Below are 13,909 nucleotides of genomic sequence, written 5' to 3'. Positions count from 1 at the left end.
CAACAGTCATGAGACATTTAAAATTCAGAGGATTTAATAAAAAATTGGGATGGGTGTATGGATTTCCTTTTTACTCTTATGGTACTGGCGAATTTAAAATCACTTGTTCTAATAATTGGGTGCCATCTTATTCAAATCCAGATGAGGGGGAACACACGGAATATATAGATATAATCCATGAAACATTACAACAATTCACCGGATTAAAGGACCAAAAAGGCAATGAGATTTATGAAGGTGATATTGTAGAATGTAAAATGAGCTATAACGGAGGGTTCCTGCCCCACATGGGGCATATAGTATATCTGGAAAATTTTGGTGCGTTTGCAACCAAAAATCTAGGAGGTGAAACATTGCTTCACCATCATTTAGGCAGTAGCTATAAAATAGTTGGAAACATCCACGAAAACCCTAACATGATTGTAGAAAAATAAAAAGGCAACAATGACACTAGAATTGAGACATATAGCACCCTATTTACCATTTCAGTTGAAATGTGTGGTAAAGGATTATCCGCTTAACCTAAAAACAAAGGCTATAAACGGTATACAAGAGCTTCACGCAGTGTATTCAGATGGTTCTTGTGTATTCCATGACCTGGTTGAAAGCGAACAAGGGTTCAAGGACATCAAGCCCATACTCAGGCCTTTTTCCGATATCATAAATAAAATTGAGCATAACGGAGAAACCTTCTACCCATATTTAAAGCTTCTGGAACAAAACTGTTTCAATGTTGAAAATTTCACAGAGCATGACCATAAGCAGTGGAAAGAATTTTACGGGACCCAAATAGGAAAGGATTGCAATATTATGATGTGGTGTGATGTCGTGAAATTATTGGAATGGCATTTCGATGTCTTTGGATTGATTGAAAAGGGAACGGCAATAGATATTAACACTTTAAACCAATAATCATGACACTAGGATTCAGCACAAAAATTAAAGGTATACCAACCTATTTTGTTGAGAAAATATGGGAGGGGATATTCCAAAAAGGAATAGAAATAAATGCAAATGAATTTATTGAATATGGACGAAAATCATTACCGGAACATTACAAAGTAGGTTCGCACATTCCAAAGATTCATACAATTAGACAAGATTCATCTAACCGTTGGAAAGTAGGGAACGATATTCATTTTGTGATTGGTAACAGGACCAAACATAGACTTCAGTTTGCTCCCATTGTCAAGGTTAAGTCAACACAAAGAATTGAAATTTTACATGGACTTAAAAGAGATAATCAAGCGTTTGTTTCAGTAGATGGAAAAACCCTTCACATATCAGAAATTGAAAAGCTATCCATCAACGACGGATTTGATTCTGTTGATGATTTCTTCTCATGGTTCAATGAAGACTTCTCAGGAAAAATAATCCATTGGACAGACTTTAAATATTAACCATCATGACCAAAGCAGAAAAGGAACATAAACTAAAGCTCATCACCCTCATCCTTTTGGTGAAATATGAATATGCCAGAAGGAATCAATACACCAGTATAGGGGAAGCCATTGACTGTGCTATGGATACGGTTTTATGGATCATGGAGTATCGAAAAGTACGGAAGCTTCCAACATACGAAAAAGGCTGTAGCTAATCATGAAGTGTCCAGAAACATACCAAGTCAAATACCAACGCATCAGGGAAGAGTACCAAAGGTATGATGCCTTTTTGCAGACGCTCACCAATTTTGGGCAGCGCACAAAACTTATAGCAGAAATGGCAAGGCTTCTGGACATCATGCACACTATAGACAAAATGCCCTTTGAGGATGTCAAGCATCCAACCAATGACCGAACGGTTACCGTTCATAGCAGTATAAATAATCCCATAATTCCTTTGGAAGCAAAGGGAGTTCTTGTAGGTTCCATAAAATAACATAAGCAATGCCGAAAACTAGAGACATACCCATAGAACTAAAGGATTTTAACAAGGTATTTGAATCCATTGCCCAAAGGCATGACAGCTATGAAGTGTTCAACCATTTCTTGGATTTCTTCATCAACTATTTTTCGCTCAACCACAATATAGATCTAGAATACATGAGACGGAAATATTCTTTGGAAGAGCGCCACAAATTCCATCAGCTTATTGTGGAAGGCATCAAGGTTATGGACCGTATGGTAAAGACCGAAAAGGATTGGTATGACATTTTTGGGGATTATTACCAAGTGTTGTCATCTAGAAGCAAAGCTTCACGGTTTGGGCAGTTTTTCACTCCAGAATCCCTGTGCCAATTTTCGGCAGCCATTATGGATGTTCAGGACCATATGACGGTAAATGAGCCAAGCTGTGGCAGTGGGCGTTTCAATCTGGCCCTGCACGTAAAGAAACAAACCCTGTTCCATGTGGCCCAGGACTTGGACTATATGTGTGTAAGGATGAGTGCCCTCAACTTCATGATGCACGGTGTGGTGGGTGTAGTGATATGTATGGACACCCTTGCCATGAATCCTGAATCCTTCAGGGGCGCTTTTTATGTGAACCGGGTTTTAAAATATACAGGAATACCACAGATAGAATATATAGGGGATTGGAAGAGGGTGTGGCAGATTGTGGGTTCCAAAACAAAATCCAAGAACACATCTAAAGCAATAGTGGACAAGCCCATTGTGAAGGTTCAGGAACAACCGACATTGCTGGTGGATAAAAAAACAAATCAAATTTCAATGTTTTAAAAATGAGAAAACGCGGTTTTGATCAAGAGGAACAGGATTATATCAACGCAAATTATTTGAAGTTGAGCTCCAGACAAATGGCAGACCATTTGGGATGTTCCAGGAGTAAGGTGCAATATTTTATGAGGCACAACAATTTGGAGGTACCGGCCCATATCATAGAGGAGTTTAGGGTTGCTGCATTAAGGGGAAGAACCGTTTACACACAGGAGCAGGACCAGTACATCAAGGAACACTATTTGAAACTTCCCATAAAAACCATTGCAAAGAACATTGGTGGAAGCTTTACAGGGGTAACCAACAGGTTAAGTGCAATGGGATTGGAAGTCCCCAAGAAATTGGCACAACAGCGCAAACAATCGGGGTGTTTCAAAAAAGGAATGGAACCCATGAACAAAGGCAAAAAGCAACATGAATACATGAGCAATGAAGCCATTGAACGCACCAAGTCTACAAGGTTCCAAAAGGGAGATTTGCCGCATAACACAAAGTATGATGGGTATGAGCGAATCACCAAGGATGGCTATAGGGAAGTGAGGGTAAAATGTGGCAAGTTCAAGCTCATGCACCGTAAAGTTTGGGAAGAGCACCACGGTAAAGTGCCAAAAGGCCATTGTGTAGCATTCAAGGATGGCAATACCCTCAATTGTGACATTGAGAATCTGGAACTCATCACCAGGGGAGAGAACATGAAACGTAATACCCTGCACCAATACCCTCAGGAGGTACAACAGAATATTAAACTATTGAATAAACTTAAAAAACAGCTAAACCATGACTGAAGACGTTAGACACAGATTGGATCAACTCATTGGAGAACCAAAAATGTATGCCGGAAAGGAATTGACCATTACGGATTACAAGGATGTAAAAGAAACTATTGTGATTTATACCAAGGGAAGGACCTATACCTTTTTGCCATCTGAGATTGAGGATTTCTTTAGGGACTTAAAGGATGTAAAAGAAGTGAAATCCTTTTTGCCAGACTTGGGGTCTTCCAAACCAATGGCAGATGAAACACCTGGTGCCATGATGGTGAGTGTGAACGGTTACCAACCAACAGCCGAAAACCAGTCGTTAAAAACATCCTTGATGGACATGCTCAAAAAGGTCAATGACAATCCCAAGGATGCAATAGTGATACAACAGGCCAAAACGGTATGTGAACTGGCCAATACCATGGTCAACATCCAAAAGGCAGAAATACAAATGATAAATGCTGTAAAGAGAAAGTGATGGAAGTAAAATTTAGATGGGTTGGATTGAACAGAAAATTCAATGAAATACAAATCCAAGAAGGATTGACTACCGATAAAATTATAGATGATGAATATCTATCATTTTTCAGTAAATCGAATAGAACTGAAATAGGTAACTGTAAGTTTTTGTCGGAAGATATCTATGTAGGCTTTCAGGATAAAAATGGGAAGGATGTTTATGAGAATGACATTGTTACGGCTATGAGTCAAGGGTACAAAGGCACCTTTAAAATCCATTTTAGGCATAAAGGTGTGCCTAGCTTTATACTGTTTCCTGCATGGCAAAACCGTGAGTTTTGGAACATACATGCTTCTGAATATAAGGAGGGAAAGAAGTTTGTAAATGTTGATGGATTTATATGGATATCAGATAAAGATGCATTTGTGGATGATGGATTAGAAGTGATTGGAAATGTGTATGAACATCCAGAATTATTAAATGAGATTAAAAAATAAACATGGAAAATTTATCAATTCTAGAAACTGAAGATTGGAAATGTGTGGTGTGTGGATGCACCAATACTAATTGTATTCAATGTATAGAAAAGACTGGTGAACCTTGCTATTGGGCAATAAAGAATCTTTGTAGTGCATGTGTTGATTCCCTTAAGGATATTTTGGTCATTGTTGTAGGGAATGGGAATGCTGGTTTGTTGGCACATCAAATTGCTGAGATACAAAAGCAATACCCAAATAAGGTATTGCTGGAGATTTCCAATAAAAGTGACATAGAAAATCTAAGGCAATTGGATAAGTTCATGTCTGAAATGCAAATGGAACGGATTGCAAAAGCATCCAGTGAATTAAGTGATGGCATCATGGTTTTGAAAAATACATATAAGAGTTCCATGAATACTATTGCATTAATGGAAAAGGAAGAAAGATGGTATGATAGGTTTAGTAAAAGGAATCATAAAAGAAATAGAAAATAATAGCTAATGAAAACCTTAAACGTTAAGAAGACAACCAAGAAAGAGGTTGAAGAAAAATGGAACATACCATTGCCATATAAATATCCGGATACATTGTTCATCAGGTGCAATGCCAAAGGAGATGTGAATTGGGAAAAGGCATCCTTGTATAAACCAGATGAATTGGTTGGACATACCAATTGCAAGGTACATTGATGGTTTGGGTTATCAACATGGGGGTATGTAAATAGATGATAGATGTCAAAAAAATGGTGTTGATAAATATGGAAGACTGAGCAATATCTCTTAAGTTCCATAAGTGATCGCAAAAGCAGATGAATTTTCTCTGTAGGTGTTTTGAGACGACTGCTTTACCAAAAACCTGAAAACAACCACCGTTTGACATTTACGAAAAATGCAGGAGATAGAGGGCAACTGCCCTCAAAACTCTTGTAGCCAGGAATGCTAATTGTGAAAATTTAAAATTAAGCGGAAACCTTTATGTTGTTGATAGCGTTGGGCTTTAGCTTCACAAAAAACTCAATGTAGTTAATGCCTCCAGTAGGAGTGATTTCAAGGTTGAATTCTATTTTGTCATCCATCAAAAGCCATCTAACGAATTTAACGAATAGCAAATGACCTCTTTTGTTGGAAACTTCCATGTCAAAATAGACGGTACAATTTTTTTCTAAAAGGAATTGTTTGACATAGCCAGATACAGCTTTTCTGATATGTGTACAATATCGGCTGTCACTGCTGCCTAGTAAGTTCACTAACGAGACTTCGTAATATCGATCGTTTAGTGATTTTTGGAATGTTAGTTGAAATGGGGTGTGGTTGGTATCGTAAAAGGTAAATACATCAATACCATAGATAACCTCTCTGGTAGCTACAATCATATTATGAAATCCTCATTGCCTGTTTATAGGTGTTAACAGCTAAATCCATTAAAGTTCTCTTTCTTTCAATGGCCTTTTGAATTCTGCTAACCTTCTCAGGAGATGGGTTTTCATCAATTTTGTACTCTATCTTTCTAGAGTCCAAAAAGTTTGTAATTAAGTGTGTTTCCATATTCGACGGTTGGGTGTAAATTCGTGTTGATAACTTTTAATAACTCTAATCTACGTTGCAATATTACGACAAGAGTGTAAAACAATCATCATGAATATATGATAAAATTTGTTAACCATATATCAATTTAGAACGATTCTAAATAAATTTCGACCAAATGCACAATGAACAGCCAAAAATAGACCAAATACAATAAAAAATGTACCAACGGCACAAGAAATGTTGTCTCAACGGCACAAGAAAAACTATATAACATTTCTTTCAAAACCTTTTGAAAAAGAACTTAAATACCTATATTTGAGTCTACTTTGATACTTGCAAAGCCCTAAGAACCACTTAGGCACGATATTTCCAAAACAGTTTATTTCATCATTGACAAAGGAAGAAAACCTTCAGGTTTCCGTGGCCAATTACATGCGTTTGCAATACCCAAATGTATTGTTTGCGCATATAGCCAATGAACGCCAGACATCACCTCAACGCGGTGCGAAGCTTAAGCGCATGGGCGTAAAAAAAGGAATGCCGGATGTAATGGTATTCCAACCAAATTACAGTAAGGATGCCACTGGCAAGCTCATTACACAGGACTATGTAGGCTTAGCAATGGAGCTGAAGATAAAACCCAACAAACCGTCGGATGACCAATTGAATGTCCTGGGGCATTTGGACAGAGTAGGTTGGAAGTCTATTGTGTGTTATTCCTTTGATGAAGCCAAAACTGTCATAGATTCCTATTTAAGACATGTATAACGATATGAAAGCGAGAGCTTGGATTACTATGTTATCGATAGTGGTTATCGGTTACACGGGATTCGGATGCACTACCTCCGACCTGATCCAGAATTCAGACACCAAAGCGCAGGTCACTTTTGATGATTGCGATTTGGTAAGTGTAGTAGATTTTGGCGTGGCACACATCTATGATGTGTCCGTGCACCAGGAAGCCATCATTGCACCAAAACAGGAAACTGTGGAAGGGATGTTGCAAGAGGTTTCCAATGTGAGTTTCGAAGCTTCAAGAAATGGTTTTGGGTTCAACGCAAAGGTCAACAATAGAAATCCTAGAGATGCCTTATAGTGTAGATCCATAAACAGAAATAGAAAGTAAAGGCTTTAGAGTTTAAAGCCTTTCTGAATAGCGGGGTAGAGCAGTTGGCAGCTCGTTGGGCTCATATCCCAAAGGTCATCGGTTCGAGTCCGGTCCCCGCTACATAAATAGGGTTCCCAATCATCAATAGAAACTATGGCATGTGGACATTGTAGGGATGAAACAATTGATTACATAGCAAAGCCCGGATACCTCCGGCCGTTATCGGAGGTTTTTTTATTCTATGGAAGTAAACGGTATCATTCAACCAAAACCAATCACACCAAGTCTTAAGAGGGTTCCAACATCTATGACTGTTATAGGATGTATCCCTCAGGCCATTCAAAAGGACGGAAGGACATTGGAACAGATCTTAAAGGATATTGAACATGAAAAACAATTGGAAGTGGAAGTTATGGAACTCCACAAATCTGGATTGACCGATGGTATCATTGCCAGGAGGTTGAAGATAAAGGAATCCAAGGTGTCACACATCATTCAGTTTGATGAGTTGGGTCTTAGCTATAGAAAAGTTGGAAAACCTAAAAACTAAACTAAATCAAATATAAATGAAACCTAAGTATTTCAAACAGGCAAACGCCTGTTTAACTCCTCCAAATAACATGAGTGAAGAGGAATGTGGTGACCTTTATGTACACCGCACCAATGATGGCCAGTGCATTTCTGCATGGAAAGCACCATTTTGGAAACGCTTGTTGTTCCTGTTCCATGGCACTATTTGGCTGGGTGTATTGAGTGGGCATACACAGCCTCCTGTGTGGCTGGACTGCAATGCCACCGTGTTTGACCCTAAGGACAAGCGCTTGTGGTATAAGGGCAGAAAGTTATTGCCTAGGAGAATCAGGAGAAAGCTTGAAAGAGCAAAGTCCAAGTCATGAACGGAAAGTTTGAATTGGGACAGATCGTGTACCATGTAGCTGATGAGATGCAGGAAATGAGAATAGTGACTGGCATTGTACAGAGAAGCAATGGCATCAATTATATGGCAGCAAGCAAGGATGGTGAACTGGAGTATTTTGATATAGAACTATCATCTGAAAAGCAGATTTTTTAACCCATGGAAATGAAAACAGCCACTATAAGAAAAGAAGACCTATTTAACCAAAGAGTGTTCCGTTTCATGCTTTTAAGGATATGGATTTTAAGTAGCCTTTTGAAAGTATTGGATTGGGTGACCTTGAGAATGTTTCATGCACGATTGGCAAAGTGGCTTTACAACAAAATTGGACAGATTATCATGCATACAAATTTTTGCAGATTATAACCTAACACAGCATATGAGCAACATTCAACATATAGAAGTCCCAATAAAGGACATTGTGCTTTTGGAAGAAAACCCCAGGACCATCACCGATGAGGATTTGGACCTATTGAGTGAGGACATCAAAAAGGATCCTGAATTTCTTAAACAGCGACCTCCATTGCTTAATCTGTACAAAGGAACTTATTTCTGTTATGCAGGCACCCAACGGGTCAAGGCCTGCACCAAAATGGGAATGGCATCCATACTCTGTTTTGTGGAGCCAGATGTTCCCCTTAGGTTACAGAAGGAGCGAATGTTAAGGGACAACCTGCATCGGGGAAAATGGGATCCAATGAAAGTTCTGGAAATGGATTTTGACATTGAAGAGCTGGAAGCCATAGGGATGGATATTGATGATGTAGGTATTGACAGGGATTTGTTTGATGAACCAACAGACCTAACGGCTCCACTGAAGAACAATCCTCCTACTATCAAGATTACATTCACCAGCCATAAGCAACTCAATCAATTTGAGGAGAAGCTTAAGCATCTTGGTGATCAAATGTTGTATCCTGAATTTGAGGGAATGACATATTGTGTAAGTGAGGGAGAGTTATGAGATTGGAAAAAGCATCAGGAAAGGCTATAAAGTACGCCTGTATGAGATTCCACTATGCCAAGTCAGTGCCCCAGATACGTTTGGGGTATTCGGTATTCAATGAAGCCAATGAATGGTGTGGTGTGGTCCTGTTTTCCAATGGTGCCAATCCGCATATAGCATCGGAATTTGGTTTGGTACAGGGTGAAGTTGTGGAACTTGTCAGAGTTGCATTGAATGGAAAGCAGAATGCAACATCACAGGTTTTGGCTGCAGCACTTAAACAGCTCCCAAAGGATGCACCATTAGTGAAATTGGTTGTTAGCTATGCAGATCGTAACCAGGAGCACATAGGCACAATCTACCAAGCTACCAATTGGCTTTACATTGGAGAATACGCCAATGAAAGAGGAATCCTGTTGAACGGAAAACTGAAACACCGTAGGAGTGTGAGCAAAAAGTATGGTACATCAACATTGTCTTGGTTGCAGGAACATGTGGATACCAATGCAAAAGTAATCAAGGGTAAAACCAAGATTAAATATATATACCCTCTCAACAAATGGGTACGAAAGGAAGTCAATAAACTGGCAAAGCCATATCCAAAGAAAGAAAGTGCTAATTTAACAGCCTAAATCTTTCAAAAAAATATGGCCGAGTTTAAGAACAAGTTTATCATGTATCTGGATTATTTAAAAAGAAAATTAAAACGCAGGAAAGAACAGCTTAAGGACTTGGAAGACCGAATGGACAGTGGAGTAGCATCTGCCATAGCAAAGCAGAAATACTTTGAAATGAAAGGGCGTGTCGAAGAACTTGAAGATGACATCGATGCTGCAGAAGGCATGTTGGAAAATGGCAAAGACGACAAAAACTAATGACAAGGACAAACATCCTGGAGGGCGACCTACCAAGTATCAAAAGGATTATGCCAACCAGGCTCTAAAGCTTACCATATTGGGTGCTATTGACAAAGACTTGGCAGATTTCTTTGAGGTAAACGTGGATACCATCTATGAATGGAAGAAAAAATATCCTGAGTTTTCCGAGTCCATTAAAAAGGGGAAGGATGAAGCCGATGCCAATGTGGCCACTTCACTGTACAAAAAGGCCATTGGATACAAGCATCAGGACTCCAAGATATTCCTTCATGATGGAAAGCCCGTGATAGTGCCAACGGAAAAACATTACCCTCCAGATGCCACAGCTGCCATCTTTTGGTTAAAGAACAGACAGCCCGAATTGTGGAGGGACACCAAAGTCATTCAGGGAGACAAGAACAATCCTTTAGAAGTGACATGGCACGAAGAGAAAACCTATGAAGCTAACGATAAAACAGACCCAAGCTCTTGACATCCTTGAGGACAACATAACCAATGACCTTTTGTTCGGTGGAGGAGCCGGAGGAGGAAAGTCTGCATTGGGATGCTATTGGCAAATAAAGCGCAGGATGAAAATGCCTGGCACACGTGGTTTTATAGGGAGAAAAAGTTTTAAGGCATTGAGGGATACAACCCTCAAGACGTTCTTTGAAGTAGCAGCTAGGCAGGGACTAAAAAAAGGGGTGCATTATGAGCTCACAGGGTCCCATGATAAGGAAAACCCCAACTGTATAGTGTTTGCCAATGGCAGTTTGATATATCTCAGGCAATTGGTGAAGAAGCCGTCAGACGAGGATTATGATGATTTGGGGTCTTTGGAAATCACCGATGCCTTTGTGGATGAATGCAACCAATGTGAAAAGAAAGCCATTGATGTGCTCAAGTCACGTCTCAGGTATAGGCTCAACCATTATTGTGGTTATTGTTTGAGCCCTGTTAAGTCAGAAATATTGGAACATGATGGGGAAGTTCCTTTGGAGTGGATATGTGACAATGGCCATGTTACAGAAGGATTGATACCTAAATGGATGGGGAGTTGCAACCCTGCAAAGAATTGGGTGTACAAGGTGTTCTATAAACCATGGAAGGAAAATGCTTTGGAATCATCAAAGGCATTCATACAATCCTTGGTAAAGGACAATCGATATGTGTCTAGGTCATACATCAAAAACCTATTAAGTCTTGGAAAGGCCATGGTGGAAAGGTTGTTGTATGGCAATTGGGAGTATGATGATGACCCTTTGAAACTATTCAGTGACTATGACAAGGTATTGGAGCTGTTCACCAATGAATTCATTGAAGCCAAAGGGGAAAGGTATATCACTGCTGATATAGCATATCTAGGGTCTGATATATTTGTGATAGGCGTTTGGCATGGTTTGGTATTAGAAAAGGTGTATGCTTTTGATAAGGTTGATGAAACACAGGTTTCCAAAAAAATACACGACATCCGTATCAAACATAATGTACCTGCCAGTAATGTTTGCTATGATGCCGATGGACTCAAAAAGTATGTGAAGCAAAGTGCGGAAACAGGATACTTGAAAGACGCATTGCAATTCCATAATGGAGGCAAGGCCATAGGCAAGGAAAACTATTACAACCTTAAGACCCAATGCTATTTCATGTTGGCGGACATGGTGAACAAAAATGAAATATGGTGTAAGGATCAGGAATACCGTGACAGAATGATAGAAGAGCTTGAACAGATCAAACAGATGGACAGAAGTGACACCACGGAACCCATACGCCTTGAAAAGAAAAAGGATTTGAAGGAACGTTTGGGGCGCTCCCCAGATTTCACAGACATGCTCATGATGCGCATGTTCTTTATACTCGCAAAACCTAAAGTACATAAAACCAAAAAATCAGTTCGTGAAATGGGAGTGAACTGGTAATTGTCAATCAAAAATCAAAATCATGGAAGAAATCATACAAATGCTTCAAACGGATGTCAATGGTGCCTTGAAGCTGTTAACTGCATCCCAAAAGGACAAAAATACAATTGAAGATGCCCAAAAAGAGTATCGGGATTTGGACAGGACCATCCGTGACACACAAGTAGGTAAAATCCAAAAGGACAAAACTGTTGGGTCTGGAGAAAAGCGAAGATTGGTAAAAGGAGTTCGTACCATTATTCCTTTTCAATCCGATATTGTTGGTAAGGCTGTAGCCTTTGAAGTTGGGGAGCCAGTGACATTGATTCCTTCAGACAGCAATAACCTTAGTGAAGAAGTATTGCGGTTGTGGCGTGTGAACCGTATTGATGCCAAATTGTCCAAAGCAAAGGAGCTTCAAAAAAGTGAACTGCAATGTGCCTTTTTGTTTTATATAGAAGATCTCAAGCCCAACAATATGTTCAATCGCATTGTGGGGGCCAACAAAAACAAGGATATCAAAGTCCGTGTGTTGGAAAATAAGAATGGTATCATGACTCCATACTTTGATGAGGGAGGGGATATGACAGCCTTTGTTTGGGAATATACTACCAAAAATGTTTCAGGTAAGGAAATCAAGCATGTGTGGATCTATGATGAGACCAAAGTGTACCAATGTTCCAACATCACAGGCAGCTTGAAACTGAATGAGTCGTTGGACCACGGCTTTGGTAAGATTCCTATTGTATACTTGAGTCAGGACAAACCTGAATGGTACAAGGTACAGAATTTGATTGACCGATTGGAAACATCTGTGTCCAAACATGGGGCGTCCAATGACTATGCTGGACATCCTATATTGAAACTGTATGGTGAAGTTGAGGGTGCTCCAGAAAAGGATGAAGATGGAAAGGCATTTTTCCTGTCACAAAAGGAAACAACAGAAGGAAAGGTGATTTCTTCCGATGTGGATTTCCTTACACATGACAATGCTCCACAATCTGTGAGCCAGGAACAGGATAGGCTTGAAAAGTACATCTATCAATTAAGCAGCACACCAAACCTATCATTTGAAAGCCTTAAGGGGTTGGGCAACGGCCTGTCCGGTAAAGTGCTCAAGATGCTGCTTATCGATCCCATCTTGAAAGCCAAGCGAAATGAGGGAGAAAACAGGACCATGATTGAGCGTATCATAAATGTGTTGATTGCCGGTACGGTGAACACTACCAATACAGGCATGAAATCATTCTCTGAAAAAACATGGTTTGACGTGCAGTTCAATAGTGTGGTGCCTGATGATACTGATATCATTGTGACCTATATCACCAAAGCATACCAGGCAGGATTGATTTCGCAAAAAACATCTGTAGAGTTGTTGGCATTTGTGGAGGATGCGCAGGAAGAAATTGACCAGATCAATGCAGAAAAAACAGCAATACAACCGAAAAACATTGATGAAGAATAAGGTGAAATATATTTTTTTGCTTGTTTTATTATTTAGAATGATTCTAAATAGTGAAAAATATTTCTATATTTGTTGTAAGTATTAACCACAAATTCAAATATCTATGGCTATCAAACCAGAGCGGATCAAGGCAAGACTTAGGGTATTGTACCCAAAGGCTAACTTATCCAACAAGAGGCTTGACGAGATTTCGGCAAGACTTGCAAAGAAACCAGCCGATGATGCCGAAGATGACGCAGTCGATGCAGTCATCAATGATGCCAATGACTTCATGCCGTTTGAGGACATCGCCAAAGAGGATGACCGTATAAGAACACTGGAGGCTAAGGCAAACAATCAAAAGACTCCTGAAGAAATCGCAGCAGAACAAAAAGCGAAAGCTGATGAGGAAGCTGCCAAAAAAGCCAAAGAGGATGCCCTAAACGAGGCGCCTACATGGTTCAAGACCTTCAGTGAGGATATTGAGAAAAAGATTGGAGGTATGAGTCAATCCATTCAGGACATCAAATCTGGCAAGGAAACCGAATCCAAACAACAGCGCATCAGCAAATTGTTTGAAGATTCGGAAGTGTTGAAATCGTTGCCTGAAAAAATCCAACAGCGTGCCATGAAGACCATTGACTTGGAATCAGAAACATCGTTGGAAGATCAGGTATTACAATTGAGTGAAGATTTTAAGGGATTCACCCAAAGTGCTGCTGACCAAAAGCAGTATGCAGGAAATCCAGGAAAGAGCTTCAACGACACAAAACCATCGGATGAAGAATTGGAAGATGTGGCTGATGCACTGTAATTAAAAATTTCATTAATCAAAAAAC

Annotated in this window: 26 protein-coding genes and 1 tRNA gene; 25 read left to right on the top strand and 2 right to left on the bottom strand. The window is 39.6% G+C overall.

The genetic code is table 11. The features are described from left to right. Positions 1 to 8 precede the first annotated feature (8 nt). The 11 genes from AC6I5C_RS16640 to AC6I5C_RS16590 are packed head-to-tail and all read left to right on the top strand — an operon-like array spanning position 9 to position 5,064. The gene (locus AC6I5C_RS16640; protein WP_497906132.1) at positions 9 to 434 is read left to right on the top strand and encodes a YopX family protein; all 426 of its coding nucleotides are present in this window, start codon (positions 9 to 11) and stop codon (positions 432 to 434) included. A 10-nt stretch (positions 435 to 444) separates the two neighbouring features. Continuing rightward, entirely contained in the window at positions 445 to 912 is a 468-nt protein-coding gene (locus AC6I5C_RS16635; RefSeq protein WP_497906131.1) for a hypothetical protein, read from the top strand. A gap of 2 nt (positions 913 to 914) precedes the next feature. After that, on the top strand, positions 915 to 1,400 hold the full coding sequence (locus tag AC6I5C_RS16630) for a hypothetical protein (protein ID WP_497906130.1): 486 nt from the start codon (positions 915 to 917) through the stop codon (positions 1,398 to 1,400). Between the two features lie 5 nt (positions 1,401 to 1,405). Then, positions 1,406 to 1,597 (top strand): hypothetical protein, encoded by a 192-nt coding sequence (locus AC6I5C_RS16625; RefSeq protein ID WP_497906129.1) that lies wholly within the window; start codon positions 1,406 to 1,408, stop codon positions 1,595 to 1,597. A gap of 2 nt (positions 1,598 to 1,599) precedes the next feature. After that, complete coding sequence (locus tag AC6I5C_RS16620; protein ID WP_497906128.1) at positions 1,600 to 1,878, top strand: hypothetical protein; 279 nt, start codon at positions 1,600 to 1,602, stop codon at positions 1,876 to 1,878. An 8-nt stretch (positions 1,879 to 1,886) separates the two neighbouring features. Beyond that, on the top strand, positions 1,887 to 2,678 hold the full coding sequence (locus tag AC6I5C_RS16615; protein WP_497906127.1) for an N-6 DNA methylase: 792 nt from the start codon (positions 1,887 to 1,889) through the stop codon (positions 2,676 to 2,678). Positions 2,679 to 2,680: 2 nt separating this feature from the next. After that, entirely contained in the window at positions 2,681 to 3,460 is a 780-nt protein-coding gene (locus AC6I5C_RS16610; protein WP_497906126.1) for an HNH endonuclease signature motif containing protein, read from the top strand. Further along, positions 3,453 to 3,914: a hypothetical protein gene (locus tag AC6I5C_RS16605; protein ID WP_497906125.1), complete on the top strand. Its 462-nt coding sequence runs from the start codon at positions 3,453 to 3,455 to the stop codon at positions 3,912 to 3,914. Before AC6I5C_RS16610 ends, AC6I5C_RS16605 begins: the two co-directional genes overlap by 8 nt. Continuing rightward, positions 3,914 to 4,393, top strand: a complete 480-nt coding sequence (locus tag AC6I5C_RS16600; RefSeq protein ID WP_497906124.1) for a YopX family protein — start codon at positions 3,914 to 3,916, stop codon at positions 4,391 to 4,393. Before AC6I5C_RS16605 ends, AC6I5C_RS16600 begins: the two co-directional genes overlap by 1 nt. A gap of 2 nt (positions 4,394 to 4,395) precedes the next feature. Continuing rightward, positions 4,396 to 4,869, top strand: a complete 474-nt coding sequence (locus AC6I5C_RS16595; RefSeq protein WP_497906123.1) for a hypothetical protein — start codon at positions 4,396 to 4,398, stop codon at positions 4,867 to 4,869. A 6-nt stretch (positions 4,870 to 4,875) separates the two neighbouring features. Beyond that, complete coding sequence (locus AC6I5C_RS16590) at positions 4,876 to 5,064, top strand: hypothetical protein (protein WP_497906122.1); 189 nt, start codon at positions 4,876 to 4,878, stop codon at positions 5,062 to 5,064. Positions 5,065 to 5,333: 269 nt separating this feature from the next. Here AC6I5C_RS16590 and AC6I5C_RS16585 read toward each other — a convergent pair whose 3' ends face one another. Beyond that, positions 5,334 to 5,747 carry a hypothetical protein gene (locus AC6I5C_RS16585; RefSeq protein WP_497906121.1) on the bottom strand — a complete coding sequence of 138 codons (414 nt, stop codon included), beginning with the start codon at positions 5,745 to 5,747 and terminating at the stop codon, positions 5,334 to 5,336. 1 nt (position 5,748) lies between these two features. Next, positions 5,749 to 5,919, bottom strand: a complete 171-nt coding sequence (locus tag AC6I5C_RS16580) for a hypothetical protein (RefSeq protein ID WP_497906120.1) — start codon at positions 5,917 to 5,919, stop codon at positions 5,749 to 5,751. 372 nt (positions 5,920 to 6,291) lie between these two features. On the opposite strand from AC6I5C_RS16580, the gene AC6I5C_RS16575 reads away from it, so the two are divergent. From AC6I5C_RS16575 to AC6I5C_RS16510, 14 genes are all read left to right on the top strand, one after another. Further along, a complete protein-coding gene (locus tag AC6I5C_RS16575) occupies positions 6,292 to 6,669 on the top strand; it encodes a VRR-NUC domain-containing protein (RefSeq protein ID WP_497906119.1) in 378 nt (125 codons plus the stop codon). Continuing rightward, complete coding sequence (locus AC6I5C_RS16570; RefSeq protein WP_497906118.1) at positions 6,662 to 6,997, top strand: hypothetical protein; 336 nt, start codon at positions 6,662 to 6,664, stop codon at positions 6,995 to 6,997. Before AC6I5C_RS16575 ends, AC6I5C_RS16570 begins: the two co-directional genes overlap by 8 nt. Positions 6,998 to 7,056: 59 nt before the next feature. Further along, positions 7,057 to 7,129 (top strand) — tRNA-Met (locus AC6I5C_RS16565). Between the two features lie 187 nt (positions 7,130 to 7,316). Beyond that, positions 7,317 to 7,559: a hypothetical protein gene (locus AC6I5C_RS16560; protein WP_497906117.1), complete on the top strand. Its 243-nt coding sequence runs from the start codon at positions 7,317 to 7,319 to the stop codon at positions 7,557 to 7,559. A gap of 16 nt (positions 7,560 to 7,575) precedes the next feature. Then, the gene (locus tag AC6I5C_RS16555; protein WP_497906116.1) at positions 7,576 to 7,905 is read left to right on the top strand and encodes a hypothetical protein; all 330 of its coding nucleotides are present in this window, start codon (positions 7,576 to 7,578) and stop codon (positions 7,903 to 7,905) included. Next, complete coding sequence (locus AC6I5C_RS16550) at positions 7,902 to 8,081, top strand: hypothetical protein (RefSeq protein WP_497906115.1); 180 nt, start codon at positions 7,902 to 7,904, stop codon at positions 8,079 to 8,081. The genes AC6I5C_RS16555 and AC6I5C_RS16550 overlap by 4 nt, the downstream gene beginning before the upstream one ends. A gap of 9 nt (positions 8,082 to 8,090) precedes the next feature. Next, entirely contained in the window at positions 8,091 to 8,291 is a 201-nt protein-coding gene (locus AC6I5C_RS16545) for a hypothetical protein (RefSeq protein ID WP_497906114.1), read from the top strand. A gap of 13 nt (positions 8,292 to 8,304) precedes the next feature. Next, on the top strand, positions 8,305 to 8,889 hold the full coding sequence (locus AC6I5C_RS16540; protein WP_497906113.1) for a hypothetical protein: 585 nt from the start codon (positions 8,305 to 8,307) through the stop codon (positions 8,887 to 8,889). Beyond that, entirely contained in the window at positions 8,886 to 9,503 is a 618-nt protein-coding gene (locus AC6I5C_RS16535) for a Mom family adenine methylcarbamoylation protein (RefSeq protein WP_497906112.1), read from the top strand. Before AC6I5C_RS16540 ends, AC6I5C_RS16535 begins: the two co-directional genes overlap by 4 nt. Positions 9,504 to 9,518: 15 nt before the next feature. After that, on the top strand, positions 9,519 to 9,746 hold the full coding sequence (locus AC6I5C_RS16530; RefSeq protein WP_497906111.1) for a hypothetical protein: 228 nt from the start codon (positions 9,519 to 9,521) through the stop codon (positions 9,744 to 9,746). Beyond that, positions 9,724 to 10,221, top strand: a complete 498-nt coding sequence (locus AC6I5C_RS16525; protein ID WP_497906110.1) for a terminase — start codon at positions 9,724 to 9,726, stop codon at positions 10,219 to 10,221. The genes AC6I5C_RS16530 and AC6I5C_RS16525 overlap by 23 nt, the downstream gene beginning before the upstream one ends. Further along, a complete protein-coding gene (locus AC6I5C_RS16520) occupies positions 10,187 to 11,647 on the top strand; it encodes a hypothetical protein (protein ID WP_497906109.1) in 1,461 nt (486 codons plus the stop codon). Before AC6I5C_RS16525 ends, AC6I5C_RS16520 begins: the two co-directional genes overlap by 35 nt. A gap of 22 nt (positions 11,648 to 11,669) precedes the next feature. Further along, a complete protein-coding gene (locus AC6I5C_RS16515) occupies positions 11,670 to 13,091 on the top strand; it encodes a phage portal protein (RefSeq protein ID WP_497906108.1) in 1,422 nt (473 codons plus the stop codon). Between the two features lie 103 nt (positions 13,092 to 13,194). Next, entirely contained in the window at positions 13,195 to 13,884 is a 690-nt protein-coding gene (locus tag AC6I5C_RS16510; RefSeq protein ID WP_497906107.1) for a hypothetical protein, read from the top strand. The last annotated feature ends 25 nt before the right edge of the window (positions 13,885 to 13,909 follow it).

The organism is Mangrovimonas sp. sgz306409 (assembly GCF_059735265.1).
Note: the sequence above shows the minus strand (reverse complement) of the source record. Positions and strands in the feature narration are given on the sequence as shown.